18 protein-coding genes and 1 pseudogene are annotated in these 23630 nt (G+C 57.1%); 6 read left to right on the forward strand and 13 right to left on the reverse strand.

The window, feature by feature from the left end:
* Positions 1-53 precede the first annotated feature (53 nt).
* The 5 genes from ACODS3_RS10005 to ACODS3_RS10025 form a co-directional block, all read right to left on the reverse strand.
* Positions 54-434, reverse strand: a complete 381-nt coding sequence (locus tag ACODS3_RS10005; protein ID WP_201000981.1) for a RidA family protein — start codon at positions 432-434, stop codon at positions 54-56.
* Positions 435-458: 24 nt separating this feature from the next.
* Entirely contained in the window at positions 459-2564 is a 2106-nt protein-coding gene (spoT, locus tag ACODS3_RS10010; protein ID WP_201000982.1) for a bifunctional GTP diphosphokinase/guanosine-3',5'-bis pyrophosphate 3'-pyrophosphohydrolase, read from the reverse strand.
* 60 nt (positions 2565-2624) lie between these two features.
* A complete protein-coding gene (gene rpoZ / locus ACODS3_RS10015) occupies positions 2625-2888 on the reverse strand; it encodes a DNA-directed RNA polymerase subunit omega (protein ID WP_117163837.1) in 264 nt (87 codons plus the stop codon).
* A 147-nt stretch (positions 2889-3035) separates the two neighbouring features.
* The gene (gene gmk / locus ACODS3_RS10020; protein WP_201019499.1) at positions 3036-3659 is read right to left on the reverse strand and encodes a guanylate kinase; all 624 of its coding nucleotides are present in this window, start codon (positions 3657-3659) and stop codon (positions 3036-3038) included.
* Between the two features lie 13 nt (positions 3660-3672).
* Positions 3673-4536, reverse strand: coding sequence for a YicC/YloC family endoribonuclease (locus tag ACODS3_RS10025; protein WP_489034068.1), 864 nt, complete (start codon positions 4534-4536; stop codon positions 3673-3675).
* Between the two features lie 282 nt (positions 4537-4818).
* Between ACODS3_RS10025 and rph the strand changes: the two genes are divergently transcribed.
* Both rph and ACODS3_RS10035 read left to right on the forward strand, forming a co-directional pair.
* A complete protein-coding gene (rph, locus tag ACODS3_RS10030; RefSeq protein WP_201019497.1) occupies positions 4819-5541 on the forward strand; it encodes a ribonuclease PH in 723 nt (240 codons plus the stop codon).
* Between the two features lie 22 nt (positions 5542-5563).
* Complete coding sequence (locus ACODS3_RS10035; protein WP_201000990.1) at positions 5564-5926, forward strand: DUF4870 domain-containing protein; 363 nt, start codon at positions 5564-5566, stop codon at positions 5924-5926.
* Positions 5927-5989: 63 nt separating this feature from the next.
* Here the strand turns inward: ACODS3_RS10035 and ACODS3_RS10040 are convergent, their stop codons facing one another.
* Positions 5990-7870, reverse strand: a complete 1881-nt coding sequence (locus ACODS3_RS10040; protein ID WP_201000991.1) for a methyl-accepting chemotaxis protein — start codon at positions 7868-7870, stop codon at positions 5990-5992.
* Between the two features lie 516 nt (positions 7871-8386).
* Here ACODS3_RS10040 and ACODS3_RS10045 point away from each other — a divergent pair.
* The 3 genes and pseudogenes from ACODS3_RS10045 to ACODS3_RS10055 form a co-directional block, all read left to right on the forward strand.
* A pseudogene (locus ACODS3_RS10045) lies at positions 8387-9271 on the forward strand (methyl-accepting chemotaxis protein); the annotation flags it as partial.
* A gap of 198 nt (positions 9272-9469) precedes the next feature.
* Positions 9470-10174: a methyl-accepting chemotaxis protein gene (locus ACODS3_RS10050; protein WP_489034097.1), complete on the forward strand. Its 705-nt coding sequence runs from the start codon at positions 9470-9472 to the stop codon at positions 10172-10174.
* Positions 10175-10425: 251 nt separating this feature from the next.
* Positions 10426-12348: a HAMP domain-containing methyl-accepting chemotaxis protein gene (locus tag ACODS3_RS10055; RefSeq protein WP_201019495.1), complete on the forward strand. Its 1923-nt coding sequence runs from the start codon at positions 10426-10428 to the stop codon at positions 12346-12348.
* A gap of 39 nt (positions 12349-12387) precedes the next feature.
* Here ACODS3_RS10055 and ACODS3_RS10060 read toward each other — a convergent pair whose 3' ends face one another.
* The 7 genes from ACODS3_RS10060 to ACODS3_RS10090 form a co-directional block, all read right to left on the reverse strand.
* A complete protein-coding gene (locus ACODS3_RS10060) occupies positions 12388-13029 on the reverse strand; it encodes a hypothetical protein (protein ID WP_489034069.1) in 642 nt (213 codons plus the stop codon).
* Positions 13030-13314: 285 nt separating this feature from the next.
* Positions 13315-13947 (reverse strand): hypothetical protein, encoded by a 633-nt coding sequence (locus tag ACODS3_RS10065; RefSeq protein ID WP_489034070.1) that lies wholly within the window; start codon positions 13945-13947, stop codon positions 13315-13317.
* 36 nt (positions 13948-13983) lie between these two features.
* Positions 13984-18357, reverse strand: coding sequence for a glycosyltransferase (locus ACODS3_RS10070; protein WP_489034071.1), 4374 nt, complete (start codon positions 18355-18357; stop codon positions 13984-13986).
* On the reverse strand, positions 18354-19703 hold the full coding sequence (locus tag ACODS3_RS10075) for an ABC transporter ATP-binding protein (protein ID WP_489034072.1): 1350 nt from the start codon (positions 19701-19703) through the stop codon (positions 18354-18356). Before ACODS3_RS10075 ends, ACODS3_RS10070 begins: the two co-directional genes overlap by 4 nt.
* Complete coding sequence (locus ACODS3_RS10080; protein ID WP_201001003.1) at positions 19693-20523, reverse strand: ABC transporter permease; 831 nt, start codon at positions 20521-20523, stop codon at positions 19693-19695. Before ACODS3_RS10080 ends, ACODS3_RS10075 begins: the two co-directional genes overlap by 11 nt.
* A 71-nt stretch (positions 20524-20594) precedes the next feature.
* Complete coding sequence (locus tag ACODS3_RS10085; protein ID WP_489034073.1) at positions 20595-21722, reverse strand: glycosyltransferase family 2 protein; 1128 nt, start codon at positions 21720-21722, stop codon at positions 20595-20597.
* A gap of 198 nt (positions 21723-21920) precedes the next feature.
* Positions 21921-22616, reverse strand: coding sequence for a metallophosphoesterase (locus ACODS3_RS10090; RefSeq protein WP_489034075.1), 696 nt, complete (start codon positions 22614-22616; stop codon positions 21921-21923).
* Positions 22617-22792: 176 nt separating this feature from the next.
* Between ACODS3_RS10090 and ACODS3_RS10095 the strand changes: the two genes are divergently transcribed.
* Positions 22793-23620, forward strand: a complete 828-nt coding sequence (locus ACODS3_RS10095) for an NAD-dependent epimerase/dehydratase family protein (protein ID WP_201001009.1) — start codon at positions 22793-22795, stop codon at positions 23618-23620.
* The last annotated feature ends 10 nt before the right edge of the window (positions 23621-23630 follow it).

Here is a 23630-nt window from a genome sequence, read left to right on the forward strand (position 1 = left end):
GGAGTCCTTCCTTTGCAGGGGAAGCGGAGCGGCTGGCGCCCCGCTGGAATGATTTATTCGATGACGAGAATCGCGTCCATTTCGACCTGAGCGCCACGTGGCAGTGCGGCAACGCCGATGGCTGCACGGGCCGGGTAAGGCTGCTCGAAGTATTTGCCCATGATCTCGTTGACCTTGGCGAAGTGGCCCAGATCGGTCAGGAAGATGTTCAGCTTGACGATGTCCTTGAAGGAGCCACCGGCGGCTTCAGCGACAGACTTGAGGTTCTCGAAGACCTGAACGATCTGGGCTTCGATGCCTTCGACCAGCTCCATGCTTTTCGGGTCCAGCGGGATCTGTCCGGACATGTAGACGGTATTGCCAGCCTTGATCGCCTGGGAGTAAGTGCCGATGGCCGCAGGTGCCTTGTCGCTGGTGATGACAGTCTTGGTCATGAAGAACTCCTGATGATGGGTTGGCTATGCGCGCATGCGGGTGATACGTGTCACCCCGGTCAGGGCGCGTAGTTTCTTGATCACGCGAGCCAGGTGCACGCGGTCGTGAACGCTGACGACCAGTTGGACCACGCTGATACGGCCATCGCGTTCGTCCATGCTGATCTTTTCGATGTTGCCGTCGGCGGCGTTGACGCTGCTGGCCAGCAGGGCAATCAGGCCGCGCTGGTGTTCCAGCTCCACACGCAACTCGACATTGAATTCGCCAGTGACGTCCTTGGCCCAGGACAGCTGGATGCATTTTTCCGCGTTGTGGCGGATTTCACTGATATTGCGGCAGTTGTCCAGGTGTACAACCATGCCCTTGCCTGCGGACAGGTGCCCGACAATCGGGTCGCCAGGGATCGGCGTGCAGCACTTGGCATAACTGAGCACCAGGCCTTCGGTCCCGCGAATCGCCAGCGGGCCTTCCGGGCTTGGCAGTTGTTCGCCTTCACCCAGCAGGCGGCGGGCGACCACATAGGCCATGCGATTGCCCAGGCCGATGTCTTCGAGCAGGTCTTCCAGGACTTCGACGCGGTATTCGGTCAGAACCAGCTGGATGCGCTCGGGCGCGATCTTGTCCAGCGTACACTCGAAGCCGTTGAGCACCTTGTTCAGCAGGCGTTCGCCCAGGCTGATGGACTCGGAGCGGCGTTGCAGCTTCAGGGCGTGACGAATATGGGTGCGGGCCTTGCCGGTGACGACGAAGTTGAGCCATGCAGGGTTCGGGCGTGCGCCCGGTGCGCTGACGATTTCGACGGTCGAGCCGCTTTGCAGCGGTTCGGAAAGCGGTGCCAGCCTGCGGTTGATCCGGCAGGCTATACAGCTGTTGCCGACGTCGGTGTGGACTGCGTAGGCGAAGTCCACTGCCGTGGAGCCTTTGGGCAGCTCCATGATCCGGCCTTTTGGCGTGAAGACGTAGACCTCGTCCGGGAACAGGTCGATCTTCACGCTTTCGATGAATTCCAGGGAGTTGCCAGCACGTTGCTGCATCTCCAGTACACCTTTGACCCACTGACGGGCGCGGGCGTGGGTGCCCTTGGGCTGCTCGTCGTCGGTGGATTTGTACAGCCAGTGTGCGGCAATGCCGTTATTGGCCATCTCTTCCATTTCGCGGGTGCGGATCTGGATTTCGATGGGTACGCCATGCATGCCGAACAGGGTGGTGTGCAACGACTGATAGCCGTTGGCTTTGGGAATTGCGATGTAATCCTTGAAGCGACCGGGCAGTGGCTTGTACAGATTGTGTACAGCGCCTAGCACGCGATAGCAGGTGTCGACCTTGTCGACGATGATGCGGAATGCGTAGACATCCATGATCTCGTTGAAGGCGCGACGCTTGCCGCGCATCTTCTTGTAGATGCCATAGAGGTGTTTCTGGCGTCCGCTGACTTCGCCTTCGATCCCGTCCACTGCAAGGCAATGGCTCAGGGACTCTTCGATCTTGTTGACCAGCTCCTTGCGATTGCCCCGGGCGCGCTTGACCGCTTGGTTGATGCGCGAAGAGCGCATGGGATACATGGCCTTGAAACCCAGGTCCTCGAACTCGATACGAACGCTATGCATGCCCAGCCGGTTGGCGATCGGGGCATAGATTTCGAGGGTTTCCTTGGCGATGCGACGGCGCTTCTCGCCGGACAGGACTTCCAGCGTACGCATGTTGTGCAGACGGTCGGCGAGCTTGACCAGGATCACGCGAATGTCGCGTGCCATGGCCATGGCCATCTTCTGGAAGTTTTCAGCCTGGGCTTCGGCTTTGGTCTCGAAGTTCATCTGGGTCAGCTTGCTGACCCCGTCGACGAGCTCGGCCACGGTTTCGCCAAACTGCAAGCAGAGTGCTTCCTTGGCGATACCGGTGTCTTCGATCACGTCATGCAGCATCGCGGCCATCAGGCTCTGATGGTCCATGTGCATGTCGGCAAGGATGCTCGCAACCGCAAGCGGGTGCGTCACATAAGCTTCGCCGCTACGACGGCGTTGGCCGTCGTGGGCTTGTTCGGCGTAGTAATACGCTCGGCGGACCAGATTGACCTGGTCCTTGCCAAGATAGGCCGAAAGGCGGTCGGCGAGTGCGTCTATGCTCGGCAAGGCGTTACTCCTTGCTCGTGGCTTTTACACTGCGTCGTACCACATCGCCCCGGCATAGGCTTAGACGGCCTCGCTGGACTCGTCCTCGAACGCTGCGAACAATGGTTCATCTTCAACGATTTCAGCTTCTGCGATGACAGAGTAGTCCATCAGGCCAGCTGCGATTTCACGCAGAGCGACGACGGTAGGCTTGTCGTTTTCCCAAGCCAGCTTGGGCTCCTTGCCGCCAGTAGCGAGCTGACGCGAACGCTTGGTAGCGAGCATGACCAGCTCGAAGCGGTTATCGACGTGTTCCAGGCAGTCTTCAACAGTCACGCGGGCCATGGGTATTCCTCGTAGCAAATGCGTATGCGCGGTGCCCGGATGGGCGAGCGGACTCGGTAGTTTACAAGCGGTTAGCCACAAGCTTCAAGCGGCACGCCGAAGGGTGAGCGTTGCGGGCAGGCGTCAGCGCTTGCCCGCAAGGTCGGTTCAGGCCAGTAACTCTTTGAATAACTGGCTGTATTTCTCTTCCTGATGCTGCAGGCTGAGCCGGTTGGCGCGGAAAATCGCTTTCAGGTCTTCCAGTGCATGGGCGAAGTCATCGTTGACCACGATGGCCTCATATTCCTTGTAGTGACTCATTTCGCTGACCGCTTCGCGCATGCGTGCGTCGATGATCTCGTCGCTGTCCTGGCCACGGTTGGTCAGGCGCTGGCGCAGTGCCTGCTGGGTTGGCGGCAGGATGAAGATCGAGCGTGCATGGGGCATCTGCTTGCGAACCTGCTGGGCGCCTTGCCAGTCGATTTCCAGAATCAGGTCATGGCCTTCGTCCAGTGTCTGCTGCAGATGGCTCTGCGACGTGCCGTAGAGGTTGCCGAACACTTCGGCCTGCTCCAGGAAATCACCGTGGTCGATCATGCGCTGGAATTCGGCGCGATCAACGAAGTGATAATTCACGCCATCGACTTCACCGGGGCGCATGGCGCGGGTGGTGTGCGAAACCGAAACGCGGATCTGCTGCTCCGAGTCGTCGATCAGAGCCTTGACCAGACTGGTCTTGCCTGCGCCGGACGGAGCGGAAATGATGTACAGGGTACCGGTACTGTGGGTCATGTCAGGTTCAGCCTTACTCAATATTCTGCACTTGTTCACGCATCTGCTCGATCAACACCTTTAGGTTGACGGCAGCCTGTGTGCTGCGTGGGTCGAAGGCCTTGGAGCCTAGTGTGTTGGCTTCGCGGTTGAGCTCCTGCATCAGGAAGTCCAGGCGACGACCCGCCTGTCCGCCGGTCTTGAGCACGCGGCGCACTTCCGTGACGTGCGTGCTCAGGCGATCGAGCTCTTCCGCGACATCGCTTTTCTGCGCCAGCAGGACCATTTCCTGCTCCAGGCGCTGAGGATCAAGCTCTGCCTTCATGTCGGCAAAGCGATCCAGGACTTTCTGCCGCTGAGCGGCCAGCATCTGTGGCACCAGAGTGCGCAGGGTGGCGACTTCCTGGGTGATGGACGTCAGGCGCTCATCGAGCAGCCTGGCCAGATCCGCACCTTCGCGGCCGCGACCGTTCTTCAGTTCGGTCAGGGCTTCGTTGAAGAGATTCAGGGCTTCGTTGTTGAGGGCTTGCGGGTCCGAGGCGTCGGCCACCAGAACGCCAGGCCAGGCCAGGACCTCAAGAGGGTTGAGGGCCGCAGGCTGCTTGATCAGGCCGGCGACGACTTCGGCAGCAGCAATCAGTTGTCCGGCGCGCTCGCGGTCCACTTGCAGCGGTTTGCCCGCGTTTTCCTCAACGAAGCGCAAGGTGCATTCGACCTTGCCACGTGACAAACCCTGGCGCAGGGCCTCGCGGATTGCGCCCTCCAGGTCGCGGAAGGATTCCGGCAGACGCAGGTGAGGTTCAAGGTAGCGATGATTGACCGAGCGTAGTTCCCAACTCAATGTGCCTTGAGCGCCGGCCTGTTCGACTCGGGCAAAGGCCGTCATGCTATGCACCATAGGAAGTACCTCTTGGTTCGGTCCATGAGCGCGGTCACGGAAGTCGTAAAAGCCGACAGGCTGCAAAGGCGCAGGATTGTAGCGCAGTGCAGCTCAGGCTCCCAATCCGTGAATGTGACAAGCGATGCAAGGCTCCGTTCTTTCCAGTGCTCGAGGCTTGAAAGCCCGGTCCCAGAGCCTTTGAACTATCCGGTATCGGTATTGCGACTTTTAGATATGCCCAGCTTGGGCTGTGACCTCTATAATGCTCGGCAGTTTTCCGTCCCAGTACAGGTATCCCAGATGAAACGTCCAAGTGGTCGCGCTGCCGATCAGCTCCGTCCGATCCGCATCACCCGCAACTACACCAAACACGCCGAAGGTTCTGTGCTGGTGGAGTTCGGTGACACCAAGGTGATCTGCACGGTCAGCGTCGAAAATGGCGTACCACGCTTCCTTAAAGGTCAGGGCCAGGGCTGGTTGACCGCCGAGTACGGCATGCTGCCGCGTGCGACCGGCGAGCGTAACCAGCGCGAAGCCAGCCGTGGCAAGCAAGGCGGGCGTACTCTGGAGATCCAGCGTCTGATCGGCCGCTCGCTGCGTGCTGCGCTGGACATGTCCAAGCTGGGCGACGTGACCCTGTATGTCGACTGCGACGTGATTCAGGCCGATGGCGGTACTCGTACTGCATCCATCACCGGCTCCATGGTTGCCCTGGTCGATGCCCTGAAAGTGATCAAGAAGCGCGGCGGCCTCAAGGGCGGTGACCCGCTCAAGCAGATGATCGCTGCCGTGTCGGTCGGCATGTATCAGGGCGAGCCAGTGCTCGATCTGGACTATCTGGAAGACTCCGCCGCCGAGACCGACCTGAACGTGGTCATGACCAGCGCCGGTGGTTTCATCGAGGTTCAGGGTACTGCCGAAGGCGCGCCATTCCAGCCCGAAGAGCTGAACGCAATGCTGGCGCTGGCCCAGAAAGGCATGACCGAGTTGTTCGAATTGCAGCGTGCCGCACTGGCCGACTGATGCGCAATGAAAGGAGCCGCATATGAGTGACAGCCAGTTTCCAAAACCTGCTCGGGATGTTCGTCAGTGGGCAATGTTCTGTCACCTGGCGGCTTTCGGCGGGTTTATCTTTCCGTTCGGTAATCTGCTTGGGCCGCTGATTGTCTGGCAGCTCAAGAAGGACTCTGATCCGTTTCTGGATTCACAGGGCAAGGAAGCGCTGAACTTCCAGATCACGGTTTCGATTGCCATGGCTGTCAGCATGTTGCTGGTGATCGTGGTTATCGGATTTCCGCTATTGATGCTGATCGGTGTCGGCGCACTGGTGCTGACGATCATTGCTGCGATCAAGGCCAACGAAGGCCAGGAATATCGTTATCCGTTCACCTGGCGTGCGCTGAAGTAACGATCCTGTCTGAAACCCGTCAGCCGCTTCCTGCACAGGAGGCGGCTGACGTGGCTGACCTCATCAGATCTTGAAGCTGTCCACCAGTTGCTTCAAACGCCCGGCCTGTTGTGAAAGCGCCGCGCAATCCTTGAGGGTTTCATTGAGGTTGGACACGCCCTGTTGGTTGAGGGTGTTGATCTGGCTGATGTCCACGTTCAGGGTTTCCACCACGGCGGTCTGTTCTTCAGTAGCCGCTGCAACCGACTGGTTCATGCCGTCGATTTCACCGATGCGCCGGGTTACATCGCGCAGACGGTTACCTGCCTGATTGGCAACCTCCACGCTGTCCTGGCTGGATGTCTGGCTCTCGTTCATGTTCAAGACGGCTTGCTGAGAACCGCTTTGCAGCTCGCCGATCATCTTGTGGATCTCATCGGCGGAAACCTGGGTGCGATGTGCCAGGTTGCGCACTTCATCGGCCACCACGGCAAAACCGCGTCCGGCATCACCGGCACGTGCTGCCTCGATTGCCGCGTTGAGCGCCAGCAGGTTGGTCTGCTGCGAGATGCCTTTGATGACGTCCAGGATGTGTCCGATGTTGTCGGTGCTGGCATTGAGTGTTTCGATCTTGGTGCAGGAGTCGCTGATCTTGCTCGACAGCTCACTCATGGCGTTTATGGTTTTTTCCACCACAATCCGGCCGTCTTCAGCCTGCTCACGTGCTTCGCTGGCCTGGGTCGAGGCATCGGACGCATTGCGTGCAATTTCCTGAGTGGCGGCGCCCAACTGGTTGATCGCTGCGGCCACGCTGTTGGTGCGGGCGCTTTGCTCATCGAAGCCTGTGATCGAGGCGTTGGACGACTCCACCACACGCCGCGACAGGTCATGGACCTGCACGGTTGCGGACGACACTTCAGCAATGGATGCGTGTACGCGCTCGACAAACTGGTTGAAGGAGCCGCCCAGTTCGGCGAACTCATCCTGGCCCTGGATACGCAGACGACGAGTCAGGTCGCCTTCCCCTTGGGCGATGTCCTGCATTGCACGGCCCATGTCGGTCAGTGGGCGCATCAGCGCACGGATCAGCAGGCTCAGCAGCAAGGCAATCACCGCCACCGCAATGAGTACCGCGACCAGTGCAGAGCTACGGAACTGACTCAGGGGCGCATAGGCCTTGTTGCGGTCGATGCTCAGGCCGATATACCAGTCGGCCGATGGCAAGCCGGTGATCGGGGTAAAGGACAGGATGCGATCCTGGCCATTGAGGGTCACTTCACGCAGGCGCTTGTCCAGAGTCAGTGTCTGGCCCGGATAGATGTCCTTGAGGTTCTTCAGCACCTGATCCTTGTCCGGGCTGACGATGACCTGACCGTCACCGCTGACCAGAAAGGCGTAACCGATACCGCCGAACTCGACGGAGTTGATGATCTTGACCAGCGTATCGAGGCTCAGGTCGCCACCGGCCACGCCGGAAACCTGGCCGCCTGATTTGATCGGGCTGGCGATGGTGACCACCAGGCCGCCCACCGACGCCAGATAAGGCGCGCTCAGGATGCTCTTGCCGGCTTCGATGGTCGATTTGTACCAGGGCCGTTGGCGTGGGTCGTAACCCGCCGGCATTTCGACATTGGGTCGCTGGGTGAATGTGCCCTTGCTGTCACCGACATAGGTGAACTGGAAGGTGGATACCAACGAGGATTGGGACACTAGTCCGCTCAGGTCAGTCCCTACACCTTGGAAGGCAACGTTCTGAGCGAGGTTTTCCAGAACGAGAATGCGCCCGCTCAGCCAGTTCTGAACACTGCTGGCGGCCAACTCCCCTGCCTGTCCTACAGACGTCTCAAGATTCTGACGAATGGTCGTACGTTGCAGATAATCGTTATAGAAAGTGAATAGTGCGAATGCCAATACCACGACACCCGATGCGGCTAACAGGATTTTATGACGGAACTTCAAGCTCATTACTATAAATCTCGGCAGAAACAATAGGTTTTGATGTTCGGGTAATTTGTTTTTATAGAGGCGTTCTATTCGCTATGGCTAAAGTACTATATACCCATACGGCAATGCTGGTTTTTTTTGGATCCATTATAGACAGATTTATGGCGTCTTTTTTATGACAGGGTATGACGAATGTCATTCTCTGCATGCCTTTATAACTGTGGGCTGCAGCGAATGAAAGCTTCGTGAAAGCCCAGCGATTTTTTTTCAACTTTCTCCGTTTTTTATTTCAGGTCAGCTGTGATCTGCCGATAGTGACATTACGTATTGCCTTTGCTGCGGCCTAAAAAAACAACTTTCCAGCGGCCATAATTTGAAACTAGACGATCCTGGAGAAAGTCGATGAATAGCTGGTTTGCAAACATCAGCGTAAATATGAAACTGGCCCTTGGGTTCGGTCTAGTACTTGTTTTTACTGCCATTCTTGCCCTGACTGGCTGGACCAGCCTCAGCGGTCTGATTGATCGCAGTAACTGGATGAGCGACATCACTTCGCTCAACTCCCAGCTGACCAAACTGCGGGTGACGCGCCTGCAATATATGGTCGCCAACGGGGACGAGAAGGTCGCCGAAACCGTTCAGGTGTCGCTTGATGGCTTCAAAGGCTATCAGGAGAAACTGCTCAAGTCCTTCAAGAGCCCTGAAAACGTAAGGCTGCTTGAGAAGCTGGGTGTGGTGATCAGTGATTACCAGAAATCCCTGAACAACATGCGCAATGGCTACAGGACCAGCATTGCCATGCGTGCGGAGATGGGTGTACATGCCGTCAAGGGGGCAGCTCTGATCGAGCAGATCCTGGCCGACGTCAAAAAGCTGGACCCTGCCGATGAAACCCGTTTCAGCCAGTATGAGAGCGTCATCAATACCAAGGAAGACTTGATGCAGGTGCGCTACGAAGTTCGTGGCTATGCCGCTGACCTCACACCTGAAAACGAACAGAAAGCCGTTAACCAACTGGACGACGCCATCAAAGGGCTGACTCCGCTCAAAGCCAGCTTCAGCGACACCCATGGTGATCTCCTCAAGCAACTGGAAGCCTCCCTGGCCAGCTATCGCACCGCGCTTCAGGGTTTCAAGACGGCGAATAACGATATCTCGCAGGCTCGTAAGGAAATGACCGTACAAGGTCAGGACATCGTCAAGATCAGTGAAGACATGTATCAGCTTCAGCTGGATCGTCGTGATATGGAAAGTGCGCAGGCCCGCAACATGCAGATCGGCTGCACCGTGCTGGCGCTGTTCCTGGGCATTCTGGCCGCGGTTCTCATCACCCGTCAGATCACCCGTCCTCTTCAGGAAACCATGGACGTTGTGGACCGCATCGCTTCGGGCGACTTGTCGCAGAACATTGTGGTGACCCGTCGCGACGAGTTGGGTGTGCTGCAACAAGGTATCCAGCGCATGGGTTCCACGCTGCGTGATCTCATTACCGGTATTCGTGATGGCGTGACTCAGATTGCCAGTGCTGCCGAAGAGCTGTCGGCCGTGACCGAGCAGACCAGCGCCGGGGTCAACAGCCAGAAAGTCGAGACCGATCAGGTGGCCACGGCCATGCATGAAATGTCGGCGACTGTTCAGGAAGTTGCCCGCAACGCCGAACAGGCTTCGCACGCCGCTTCCAATGCCGACCGTGAAGCCCGCGATGGTGACAAGGTGGTGGGTGAAGCGATTGCCCAGATCGAAAAACTGGCTGCCGAAGTAGGCCGCTCGGCTGACGCCATGAGCGAGCTGGAACAGGAAAGCGACAAGATCGGCAAGGTCATGGACGTGATCAAGGCCGTTGCCGAACAGACTAACCTGCTGGCCCTCAACGCGGCCATCGAGGCTGCGCGGGCTGGTGAGGCGGGTCGTGGTTTTGCGGTGGTTGCCGACGAAGTTCGTGGCCTGGCGCAGCGTACCCAGCAGTCGACCGAGGAAATCGAAAACCTGGTGGCAGGTCTGCAGAATGGTACTCGTCAGGTGTCGAGCATCATGCTCAGCAGTCGCGAGCTGACCGCCAGCAGTGTTTCACTCAGCCGCAAGGCGGGCGCATCGCTGGGCAACATTACCCAGACTGTGTCCAACATTCAGGCGATGAACCAGCAGATTGCTGCCGCCGCCGAAGAGCAAAGCGCCGTGGCCGAGGAAATCAGCCGCAGCATTATCAATGTGCGTGACGTTTCCGAGCAGACCGCTTCGGCCAGTGAAGAAACCGCAGCGTCCAGCGTCGAACTGGCTCGCCTGGGCGGCCAGTTGCAGATGATGGTCAGCCACTTCCGCGTCTGATTCATCCCGCGGCACCTTTGAGCCCGGCCTTTGCCGGGCTCAGTTTTTTCTGAGCCAAAGTGCTCTATCTCAAGCCTTTTCGCGCGCCAGCGTGAATAAATCTCATGCACTAATGAATGGCCATGAGCCATTCTTTCTGTTATTCATGTAATCATCTGTATCAATTTATTAGTTCGATCCAGCCCACTTACTGGACAACTGGTCGCGGTTTAAATCGCCCTGGCGAGCGTTCAGGAAATCGAAGGAATGTCATGAATACATGGTTTGCGAACATCAGTGTCAAATTGAAACTCGCCCTGGGTTTTGGCGCAGTACTCATTCTGACTTGCCTCCTGGCGCTGACTGGCTGGGGTGGTTTGGGCAGCCTGATCGAGCGTAGCGAGCGCGTCGCCGACATCATGAATCTCAATGCAGAAATGAGTGAGCTGCGCCTCAGACGCTTGCAGTACGTCACTGAGGACGGCGATGAAAAGATGGGTGATGTCGCTCAGGGCCTTTTGAACCGCCTCAAGGAAAAGCACAACTCGCTGCTGGCGCTTTTTACCTATCCGGGTAACCAGGAAAAGCTCCAGGAAATGGGCAAGCTCACTGCTGAGTATCAGCAGTCGTATGACCGGATGCGTGAGGCTTACCGTGCCGATGCTGCCCTGCGTAAAACCATGGGTGTCCACGCTGTCAAAGGCGCAGAAATCATCGGCAGGATCATCGACGATGTTGTCAGCATGCCGCCGGATGACGAGCGCCGTTTCGGGCGCTACCAGGCGATTCTGAAAGCCAAGGAAAATCTGGCCCTGATTCGCTATGAAGTGCGTGGTTACACCGGCAAACCTAACGAAACCACTGAAAAGAATGCATACCGTCAGCTCGATACTGCCCTGCAGGGTATGGAGCCGCTCAGGGCTGCGTTCAATGGCAGCTATGTTGAAGAGTTCAAGCAACTGGAAAGCGCCATTGTCAGCTACCGTCAGGCTGTGGATAACTTCAAGGCGGCCAATGCGGCTATCGGCGCGGCGCGCAAGGAAAACACCGAGCAAGGCGTAGCGATGGCCAAGGTCAGCGAAGCGCTGTATCAACTTCAGGCCGTTCGGGGTGCTGAAGACAGTGACCATGCACGCAACATGCAGATCGGCGGCACCGTGCTGGCTCTGGTTCTGGGCATTCTGGCGGCACTGATTATCACCCGCCAGATCACAGCTCCTTTGCAGGACACGCTGGCCGAAGTAGAGCGCATCGCGTCGGGTGATCTGTCGCGCAACATTGCAGTCACACGCCGCGATGAGCTGGGCGTGTTGCAACAGGGTGTACAGCGCATGAGCGCTACCCTGCGCGACCTGATTGTCGGTATCCGCGATGGCGTGACCCAGATTGCCAGTGCTGCTGAAGAGCTGTCGGCCGTGACCGAGCAGACCAGCGCCGGGGTCAACAATCAGAAAGTCGAGACCGATCAAGTGGCCACGGCCATGAATGAAATGTCGGCTACCGTTCAGGAAGTTGCCCACAACGCCGAACAGGCTTCGCAAGCGGCATCCAGTGCAGACCGTGAAGCCCGCGATGGCGACAGGGTGGTGGGTGAGGCGATTGCGCAGATCGAACGTCTGGCCTCAGAAGTGGGACGCTCGGCTGAAGCGATGAACGAACTGGAGCAGGAAAGCGACAAGATCGGTAAGGTCATGGATGTGATCAAGGCCGTTGCCGAACAGACTAACCTGCTGGCTCTCAATGCGGCCATCGAGGCGGCACGGGCCGGTGAAGCGGGTCGCGGGTTCGCAGTGGTGGCTGATGAAGTACGTGGTCTGGCGCAGCGCACCCAGCAGTCGACCGAAGAGATCGAGACGTTGGTGGCCGGTCTGCAAAACGGTACCCGCCAGGTGTCGAGCATCATGCTCAGCAGCCGTGAGCTGACGGCCAACAGTGTCACCCTCAGTCGTAAGGCGGGTGCATCGCTGGGCAGCATCACCCAGACCGTCTCCAGCATCCAGTCCATGAACCAGCAGATTGCGGCTGCCGCCGAGCAACAGAGTGCCGTGGCCGAGGAAATCACTCGCAGCATTATCAACGTGCGCGATGTTTCCGAGCAGACCGCTTCGGCCAGTGAAGAAACGGCTGCTTCCAGCGTCGAGCTGGCTCGCCTGGGCGTTCAGTTGCAGACAATGGTCAGCCGCTTCCGGGTCTGACAGAGCGTGCCCCAAGGCCTGAGGGTCTTGGGGCGCTCCTTATGCGTGCCAGCTGATTGCCTCTACGTATTGATTGACTGCGATTTGATCGGCCTTGCGTTTCCCTGCATCGAGAAACGTCTGGAAGCGGTCGCTGCGCAACAGCGTGTCGACATCAAGATGCAATTCTTGCCGGACCGCCTCGGGCAAGGGCGAAACCTCATGCTCGGTTTCATAAGAGCACGTCCGGGTTTCGATCAGTTTGGCGCGTAGCTTTTCCATGCCCCTGCCGCTCTCGACCCGTTTGTAGGTCGAGATGAAAAAGGTTTCCCCACGGCCTGGCTTGTTGCTCATCACGTAAGCGACCGCGCACAGCCCGACGCCACTCCTCTTGCGCCAATGCACGGTGGCGCGCTCGTCCAGTTGCAGGACGTCACTCGCCTGCCAGGCATGACCGCTGTGCGTCAGGTGGATGATGGCGCTTTCCAGTGCCTTGCGCGTCCCACCGAAAGACGCATCGGTAAAGCGCGCCAGCAATACATTCTGTTTGTTCTTGATGACTTTCACGACCCAGGCGTTGCCGCGTACTTCACGGCTGATCCCTCGTGGCACGCTATGGGTGATGCCATCAACGACCCTGTTGTAGCAGCGCAATTGCGCAGATTCCAGGTCGGTACTGGCCTTGCAGGTCAGTTTTAACATAATCAACTTTCCTGTTTATTTCGGGTATCGATAACGGGTGCAGCGCCTGTAATCAATCCAACGGGATGATGTAACGAATACGATGAATCGCGGCATCAGGATTAATAACGAAGAATGATTGATGTGAGAGGGCATCAATGCCGACTGATTATCTTCGCCCTGATACAGGTGGCTCAATATGATGAATGTAAACAAAAGGTAAAATAGAGAATTGATGGTCGGGATTTCAACAAATAGATACAAGCAGGATACAAAGTCTTCAGGCGTCATGAACTGAATCAGAGCCTAGGGCTCCGGGTCCCTGGACAGCTTCTCGATATATTCAGTGACGGCAATATGGTCCGCCTTTCTTTTCCCGGCCTCAAGAAAGGCCCGAAACTGCTCGCTGTCGAACAACAGGTCAACCTCCTGACGAATCTTCTTTTGAGTGGAATAAGGTATTGTCGAAATGCCTTCTTCCATTTCATGGGCGTTTTCCAGGACTTCGACCAGTTTGGAACGAAGTTTCCCCAGGCCCCGACCACTGGCGACCCGTTTGTAGGTGGACAGGAAAAAGGTTTCCCCGCGCCCCGGCCCCTTTTTCGGGACATACGCGACCGCACACAGGCCAGCGCCACTCCTTTTGCGCCAGTGTGCAGTGGCATGTTCGGTCAATTGCAGGACATCGTCACGTCGCCAGGCATGGCCACTGTGGATCAAGTGAATGATTGCAGCTTCCAGAGCGCGGCGGGTTCCACCGAAGCGCAGATCGGTGAAGCGCGCCGAGACCAGTACATGTTTGTTTTTCAGGACACGAACGATCCAGACCCGACCTCGTGTTTCACGAGTGATACCGCGTGGAACGCTATAGGTCACATCATCGACAATCTTGTCGTAACACCTTAGTCCTGAAATATCGATTTCAGTGGGTGTGTTCATGGGGGGATGAGTGTCAGTCTAATAGGTGGAACAACGTTAAGTTCTAGTTGCCGGAGGCCAGGCCAAACCGAAATCTATTTGCTCTAAGGTCAGGTTCGGGTTGTAGGCATAATCAGCTTTTATATTCGGCCAGCGAGTCATCATGTAATCGACTTCCTGGGTAAACCGTTCCTGTTTTTCCGGTGAGTCTTCAAAGCCACGGGTTGCCGATTCATGGTGGTATAACTCGGCAAAAGGTGTCCATACGTTGACGTATCCGGCCTCTTTGACCCGCAGGCAGAAATCGACGTCGTTAAAGGCAACTTTCAGATTCACGTCATTGAGTCCGTTGACTTGTTCAAATATGGATTTGCGGATAACCAGGCAGGCTGCGGTCACGGCCGAGAACTCCTGAATCAATACCGCCCGCCCGAAATAACCGTATTCGCCCTTGGGCAGGAATTTATGCGAGTGGTTGGCTATACCGCCAATACCGAGAATGACGCCGCCATGCTGCAGCCGGTTATCAGGGAACCACAGGCGCGCGCCGACGGCACCGACTTCCGGCTGTATGGCCAGTGCGACCATTTCATCCAGCCACTCGGGGGTGATGACTTCAATATCGTTATTGATCAAACCGACCAGCTCGCCGCGAGCCATTTTGACGGCCTTGTTGTTCAGGGCTGAATAGTTGAAAGGGCCGTCATCCCTGAGCACCGTCATGTTCGGTTGTTCGCTGATCTGCTCAAAATAAGCCAGAGATTCGAGATCGTCGGAGCCGTTATCGACCACGACGATTTCATACGGGCTGTAGGTGGTCAGGTTCTGAATACTATCGATGCATTGTTTGAGCAGTGCTCCTGCGTTGCGGGTTGGAATGATCAGGCTGACCAGAGGTTTGTGCAGCGGCAGTTGATAATGGACACGGTACATGCCCATGGGCAGCAACTCTGTCCAGCCTTTGTGCCCGGTACGTTCCAGATGTTCATCGAGGGCTTTCACGCCGGCACGGACTGCATAGGGTTTTTCATCGGCAGCCATGGCGGTGCTTCCGGCGTGAATTCGCCAGTGGTACAGCACACGACTGATATGAATGATCTGCTCGCGGGACAGTTTTTCGCTACACCGCAAGGCCAGGTCGTAATCCTGCGAACCCTCGAAGCTCACCCGGAATCGACCCACCTGCTCGACTAGATCGCGCCGATAGACCCCCAGGTGGGACAGCATGTTCTGCGAGCGAAACAGAAACTCGTTCCAGTCGGGTTTGAAGTAAGGCGCGCTGCGGTGCCCCTGTCGGTCAATCTTGTCTTCGTCCGAATAAATGAGGCCGGCGTCCGGGTGTTCGATGATCTTGCGTGCCACCCAATACAGCGCGTGTTCGGGAAGCAGGTCGTCATTGTCCATCAGGGCGATGTATTGCCCCTGCGCGATATCGAGGGCCGAATTGCTGGCCTCTGAAATATGCCCGTTCGCACTGCGGAATATGACGTTGATCTTCGGGCTCTGTTGCTCGGCCTGCTTCAGAAACTCCTGCACCGCGGGATTGCTGGAAGCATCGTCGGCGATGCACAGTTCCCAGTGGGGATATAACTGGTTTCTTACGCTATCGAGGGCTTCGCGCAGCAGGTCCAGCGGCGGATCGAAGACCGGCATGATGACCGAAATCAGCGGCGGATTTTCCCAGGTGCTGATGTGTCGGGCGATTTCCTGGCGATCATCGTCATCGAGTGTGTCGTACTGCCTGATCCAGGCTGCATAGTCATGCCGGTCTGGCGCCTGTTCGATCTCGACCTTTTCAGGTTCCGCGCCCGGTTCACTCAGGAACCAGCGCATCCGCGCCAGTAACCCCCGCACGCCATGCTCCTGCAATACATTGGCAGCCCGTCTGGCGGTTTTCTTTAAACCGCCTCCCCGGCGAACAAGTGACGGCAGGCGCTTCGAGATATGCGCCAGGCGATGCACCGCGATGGCCGAGTGGCGCAGCGGAGTTGCCAGCCTGCGGCTATAGGAACCTTCCAGTTCGCGGATGCGCAGGTTCAGTGCGTGGATGTGGGTGTCCTTTTCAATCTGCTGATTGAGCAGAGCACTTTCCAGGCTGGCTATAAGTGCCTCACGGCCATTGGTCAGGTGCGCGTGGTCATTGAGCAGGCGCTCTACGGTCTGGGCTGTATGTTGTTTGCCGTCGACGACATTCTGCTGGATCAGGTAAGTGGTGCTTTCCAGTTCATTGATGCGCAGGGCCAGCGTCTGCATCTGTTCATGCAGCGGCTCAACGGCGGTTCGTAGCGAAGACTCATTCTGGTTGGCCCAGTTGCGATTCTGGTTGATGCGCCGGGCGATCACTTCGTCGGTGTACAGCACCAGGTCCAGCCTCAAGACGATTGAATGCAGGTCGTTCAGTTGCGACAGGTCTACCGGCAGTTCCAGGTAAGGGTCATCGTCGAGGCAGACAAACAGCACGGACAAGCCGGACCTCTCGACTTCCATCAGGCCCGACACCGACGGCAGGGACGCAACCTCGCCATCCCAGGTCCAGATTTCGGCCCGTGGCGTGAGGATGCGCAAGTTATCCACAGAGAAGGAAATATGACGGTCTACAGGGTCGAGCCTGAGTCTTTTGGGGCGTGCCTTGAGGTTTTGCAGGGGAAACTGCAACTGTTGATGACCGGGCAGGACTTCGATGCTCAGCGCGTAATCTTCTTTGAAGTTGCCAGCCTCGTCGCTGTAATACAGCTTGGCCAGGACTTTGGATTCAACGGGAGCTGCCCGTGAATTGATGATCTGCTCGGGCTCCCAGTTCAGGAAGTAGCTGGCGTTGATACCGCTGACGAATGCCTGGAACTGCGCCTCCTTTTCGATAAAGGCTTCCAGCTCCGGCAGGGTCATTTCCAGGCCCGCATGGCGCAGGCTATGAATGATGAACTGACGGCGGGTCAGCGGCATGACGCCGGGGCAGAACGGCTGGGCGCTGGCAATCAGCAGCAATAGGGCACGGATCAGTAAATGCCCGAGCTGTACGCCCTCCTGAACATCCCATTCGATATCGATCAGGGCCGGGCGGCCTTGTGAGTCGAGCAGAATATTGTGAGGCACGGCATCGATAAACAGCCCTGGCAGTTGTGCATCAAGGGTGTTCGAGTGCCTTGAATGGCCTTGCTCTTCAAGCAACGTTTCGAGTACTGCCATATAAAGCGAGATGAACGCCCCGAAGTCTTTGAGGGTCCAGTCGGGCGCGCTGGCGATATTGAGGAATTGCTGACTCAATGCCTGCCCGCGTCGGTACCTGTCGACGTGCGAAAGCACATGTCGATAAGCGCTTTCTTCACCCGTTGCCGTTTCTGCTCGCAAGGACTCATGCCGAACCTCGATGCCGCTATCGGTTTCAATGAATAGCGTTTGCTTGCAGTAGCCAGGTTTCCTGCTGACGTTGTAATGACCCGCCAGCATGTCGGGTGGCACAACACTGGACTGCAAGGATGAGGCCGCGATCATAAAGGAGTTGGCCAGTTCCATGCCCAGGCCATTGCTGACCACCACCGGCCATGCCCGCTCCAGATTGAACAAGGGCGCGCCGGGCAGTTGAGGGTCTTTTCTGGCGTTCTGCCAGGCCAGGGCTGCTGCATCGAAACTGTCCAGTTCAAAGCCGCGCTGGGTGACGATGGAGTTGGGCAGTTTGTAATCGGGCATCGGAAACAGGAACTCCGAGCGGCTGAAGCCTGCTTCCTCAAGCAACGCCATCAAGCGCTTACGGCCGAACGTCTCAGGGTCGTGGTCGCGGTAGCGCCCTTCAATCCCGTACATCGGGCTATTGAGATGATCTTCCGGTGCGCCGGCGAAGTACTTGAGGCCCAACTGGTTTTCAATGGCGAGCAGCAGCACCCCATCGGGTTTCAGCAAGCTTTTGACTCGCTTGAGCATGCTCAGGGCTGCATCGGTTTCCTGACCGAACATGCTGGCGTATTCCAGGACTCCGATCAGAGTAATGACATCGAAACGAGTCGGTGGATTGAACTGGTCGAAGCGCTCGGCAACGATTGTGACGTTGTTCAGATCCCGTGTGCGGCTCGCGGCTATCCTGGCCCGGCGCGCACTGCCTTCCAGGCTCAGCACGCTGGCGCCGCACTCCCCCAGGTATCGGCTGATGGCGCCGCAACCAGCACCTATTTCCAGTATCTGGCCTGACAGAATGTGTTCAAAAGGGCGCAGGATGTTTCCACGCGCACGGCCCAGGTGGTACAGCGATGCCCAGTCCGTGCAATGCCTGCCCAACTCACCGGACAACACGGACAAATCCTGTGCGTCTCGTATGATCTGTGCCAGGCGCTCTTCGCTTTCGTCACCGTCATTGTAAGCAAGCCCCTGATAATCGGGCCGTGCCCATACTCCGGTGTCTGTGTCCTGGCGGTAACCGCTTTTCTCAAGCTCGATCATGGGTGGTTTACCTGGTCGAAATCCATCGTAACGGCAAGATCGACCAGGCCGAACAGCGTGGTGGTCGCAGCGACAACAAAGTGAATGGAGTCATAGCGGCGGTCATGGGGAATGATGTCTTCCCCTTCACGGGAGGCGATGCCTATCGAGATGAAGTAGTCGCCACTGGCCAGTCGGTTTGTGAATTTCATACAGGCCTTGAGCCGTGATCCGGCGCTGTATATGTCCTGGCTGGAAGCGCTGCCCAGCAGGTAAGAGTTGGTGCCATAGACGGTGACTCCTTCCTTGGTCTTTATTGTGAAACCCAGCACGGGGTTGCTGATCGTGTGGTTGAAACAGATGGCCAGGTACAGCACGACCTCGTCGCCCGGCCCGATGCTGGTGGGGAACTCAAGGCCGTTTGCCGCAAGGTGAAAATCCTGAAGGCTGGCGGCACCATCGCCCCAGCGATATTCATGCTGGTTGAAGCCTGTGCGTGAGCTGTAGGCGTCGTGATCAAAGTGCAAGAGCGGCCCGTGGTCGCTCTTGCGGTCATTGACTGGAACCTGTTGTCTCTGCACAGCCTGCTCGACGCGCCTGTCGCGGCCGAACAGCAGGTCCATGTAGCGGTTGATGACCGGGCGTGATGCTCCGATCATTTCCACATGGCCCCGGTCGAGCAGGATCGCCCGGTTGCAGTGGGTCACGACCTGTTCGCTGGCATGGGTGACCAACAGAATGCTGGTACCGTTCTGCTTCAGTTGCCGTAGCCGCTCGAAGCATTTGGCCTGAAATTTCGCATCCCCGACCGACAGCGCTTCATCGACAATCAACACCTGTGGATCGACCTGGGCCTGGACCGCAAACGCCAGGCGTACGGCCATCCCGCTGGAGTAGGTCTTGACCTGTTGATCCATGAAGTCGCCGATGTCGGCAAAGTCGGCAATGGCACTGAAGCGCTGATCGACTTCTTCGCGCGCCAGGCCCAGTACCGAGGCGTTCAGGTAGACGTTTTCCCGGCCTGTGAACTCGGGATTGAAACCGGAGCCCAGTTCCAGCAGGGCTGCAACCCGACCCTGTGTTTCGACTGCCCCGCCCGTGGGAATCAAGGTGCCGCAGATGATCTGCAACAGGGTCGATTTTCCAGAGCCGTTGCGCCCGACCACGGCGACCGTTTCGCCTCTTGCGACTTCAAAGTCGATATTTCGCAGCGCCCAGAACTCGCGGCCATAGGTCCTGGCAGGCAGGCCCAGCATGGACTGCATCCTTGGGATCAGCGAGTGCAGCAAGCGGTCCACAGGCTTGTCGTAGGTGTAAAAACACTTGGAGACATCGCGTACGCTGATGGCTATTTCATCAGAGGACATCGGCAAACCCTTTTCGAGTTTTCTGAAAGAACCCAAAGCCCAGCGCCGCGAAGCCGAAGCCGATCAGCATCGCCAGCGCAAGGCTGTCCCACTGCGGCCAGAGCCCGAACAGCAGGACATTGCGGCTTTCTTCGATGATGTAGGTCAGCGGGTTGAGCTTCAGCCAGGGTTGATAAGCCTCCGGCAAGGCCGCCACCGGATAAAGCACGGGAGACAGGAACAGCAGAACGGTGGTCAGCACGCCAATGAATTGCCCCACATCCCTCAGGTAAACGCCCAGCGCAGCCAAGAGCCAACTGAACCCCAGCGTCGCAATCAACAACGGCAGCAGGACCAGCGGAAAGGTAATGGCTGTTGCGTACAGCGTATGAGTGAGGAGGAGTTGCGCGAGCAACAGGACGACCAGGCTGATCAGCGTATGAAAGATTGCTGAGCCCAATGTCACCACGGGCAGGATTTCCAGCGGGAACAGCACCTTCTTTACATAGTTGTTGTTGGAAATAATCAGCGAGGTGGATCGGTTGGCACACTCGGCAAACAAACCATGAACAATCATTCCCACGAACAACAGAATGGCAAAGGTTCCCTTGCCTGTTTCCTGACCTGTCCAGCGTGCCTGGAATATTTCGGAGAATACGAAGGTGTATACCGCCAACATGAGCACGGGGTTAAAAAAAGACCATGCAATGCCCATGACCGAACCTCGGTAACGACCAATCACATCGCGCCGCGTCATCGTGAGAATGAGCTGGCGGTGATGCCAGAGGCTGCGAACGAGTGCCACAGGACTTGCTGCGGGGACCAGATGGGGGTTGAGCATTCGGGCTCCATTGCGCCCTTTCGCGAATGAATTCGCTCCTGTAAACCGGGATTCATTCGCGAAGAGACAATTCACATCACATTAATGAGGACCGCCATCAGCAATCCCAGATTGCCCAGCCTTGTCTGGCGGTAGAGATCGGTACGTCTGAGACTTGCCAGGCGTACGGCAAGAGAGGGAGAGCGCAACGCCTTGAGTTGTTCCAGCAAGTCGCGGCTATCGTTGGGCAGATACAGGATGACCGCTTCCAGCGCAGCAATATTGGTGGTGTTCCAGTCCCGGAAACGCCCTTTCAGCAGCAGGCGAATACGTACTATCCGGGCTCTCCAGCCCGCGTTGGAACCCACCAGATTACCGTCATGCTGGCGATAGCGAACGTAGGGCTTGGGGTCGTAGCGCACGTGCCCGCCTACTCCGGTGACCAACAGGTAGGCCCACCAGTCATGGGACACGATATCCAGCGACAATAACGCCAGATGTTCGGATGTATCCTGAATCAGACAGCGGGCTGCATGGTTGAACACCATGGTGTTGCCGCCGCCGATGTTCTGCACCAGAGCATTGGCGAAGGATGGCGGCCTTGTGAACAGCGGCGAGTAGCCAAGTACCTCGCCTTGTTCGCTGATCAGTTCGGTGCGTCCCAGATAAATTGCCGGTTCGTTCTGAGGCACGCTTTGCAGCCAGCTGACTGCCACCTGCAACTTGTTTTCGTCCCAGATATCGTCCTGATCGCACCAGGCATAAAAGTCTGCTGGCGGAGTGTTGCGGGTAATGGACATGAAGTTTCGTGCGAACCCACGGCCTGGACCGCGCCACACATTGATCTTTTCTTTACCCCACAAGGCTTGATAATGGCTCGCTATATCCAGCGTGTTATCGCTGGAACCATCATCCGATAAAGCAATGAACCAGGATGGCCTGCACTGGTTCTTTATGGAATCCAGTTGTTGCGGCAAAAAGCGCTGGCCATTGAAAGTGCACAGCAGAATGGCAACTTCTGGGCAATCCTGTTGGCGTGGCGCACGGGGTTCTTCACCCGCCGTGCCGGATATCGGTGTGCCTGAGCTTTCTTCAAAGATGGCTACCGCCTCTGAAATCGCTTCAGAAGCATTCAGTGTTGCGGGAGGCGTCAAACCTTCATTTACACGCGAACTACCATGAATATGACTTGAGCGTCCTTTTGCAGGATCGTCGATCATTTTCAGGGCCTGGGGAGCGGGTGGCCGTTTACTGCTGCAAAAGCAGTGTGGCAGGCCCTTGGGTGTCGGGCCTTTTTAGGCGATGGGTGGTTAATATTTTTATTATTTAATCAATAAACACCGTCTTGTTGTTTCATGGGTGAAACATGAACTTCCTGTCTGCACTAAGTCTTCATGAGAAATATTGGAGGCGCTGCCTTATTTCCCGCCATGCATGTAGAACGTATCGAGATCCATGATGGTGAAGTGACCGATGCTATCGATCTGCCATCCACCGGTGTCGATATGAAAGACATTGCCCATGATTTCGGCTTGAGGCACCAGGGTGTGCCCCACGATCAGTGCTCGCAGGTCGGGGATGCCGTTCTTGCCTCCCGAGCGCAGATGCGACCACTGACATGATCTGCGCAGTTGCAACAGCCCTGGAAGTTCTTCGCGCAGGACCGAACGCAGCAGATCCCAGGTGGGAAGCGGGCAACAGGCATGCACTATTCCTATCAGGCCGTTCAGGGTGTCGACTTCCAGCGCGAGTGGCATTTGGGCGAAACGCTCGGCGAAACGCAGCTGGTTTTCATCGGACAGCTCCAGAAACCAGCTCGCGCCATTGGCGACATACTTGTGATAGTCCAGCATCTCGCCTTCCACATGCTCGATGGCCAATGCTTCGTGGCTGCCCTGGACGGCAAAGAACCATGGTTTGTCCAGCCACTCCAGAGACAGATAGCTCTGCGGGCCGCGATCAATCAGGTTGCCCACGCAGAACAGACGGTCGACGACCGTATCAAAGCCGATCTCATCAAGAACCCCCTGCAGGCGTGCGAAATGTCCGTGGATATCGCCGACTGCAAAATCGCGTCCGACAACGTTGGTATCGAGATGCTGGAAAGTGTTCATTACAGGCCTGTGCATGAGTGATGCAGCGGAGTCACTGGTTCTGACATGAATTGACTGATTTGCGTCCTCCATCGGTCCGGCTATTGGTTGCCGATGCGTTGACAAAGCGTCCTCTGGTGTAAATACTCGTTCACGTTGTACGACAACATATAACAATAACAAACAAGGAATTTCTCATGACCATAGCTCGTCACACTCAAAATCCCTTCAATCGCCTCCTGCTTACAGGTGCGGCAGGAGGCCTGGGCAAGGTGCTGCGCAAGACCCTGCGCCCTTATGCGAAAACGCTCCGACTCTCGGATATCGCAGAGCTGGCACCTGCCATTGATAGTAGTGAAGAAATCCAGAGATGTGATCTCTCCGACAAACAGGCCGTACACCAACTGGTGGAAGGCGTCGATGCGATCCTGCATTTCGGTGGCGTTTCAGTCGAACGTCCTTTCGAGGAAATCCTCGGCGCCAATATCGCCGGCGTGTTTCATATCTACGAAGCCGCCCGTCGCCATGGCGTAAAACGGGTGATCTTCGCCAGCTCCAACCATGTCATCGGTTTTTACAAACAAGACCAGGTCATCGATGCCCATGCCCCTCGTCGCCCGGACGGCTACTACGGCCTGTCCAAGTCCTATGGCGAAGACATGGCCAGTTTCTATTTCGATCGCTACGGCATTGAAACTGTGAGTATCCGCATCGGCTCTTCGTTCGATGAACCGCAAAACCGTCGGATGATGAGCACCTGGCTCAGCTATGACGACCTGACCCAACTCCTGGAACGCGCCCTGTATACGCCGAATGTCGGGCATACCGTGGTGTACGGGATGTCGGACAACAAGACCGTGTGGTGGGACAACCGGCTGGCCAGCCATCTGGAATATTCCCCCAAGGACAGCTCCGAAGTCTTCCGTGCCAAGGTCGAGGCGCAGCCGATGCCGGCGGCCGACGATCCGGCCATGGTCTATCAGGGCGGCGCCTTTGTTGCAGCAGGGCCTTTCGGCGACGAGTAACTATCTATAG

Source organism: Pseudomonas sp. FG43 (genome assembly GCF_057809175.1).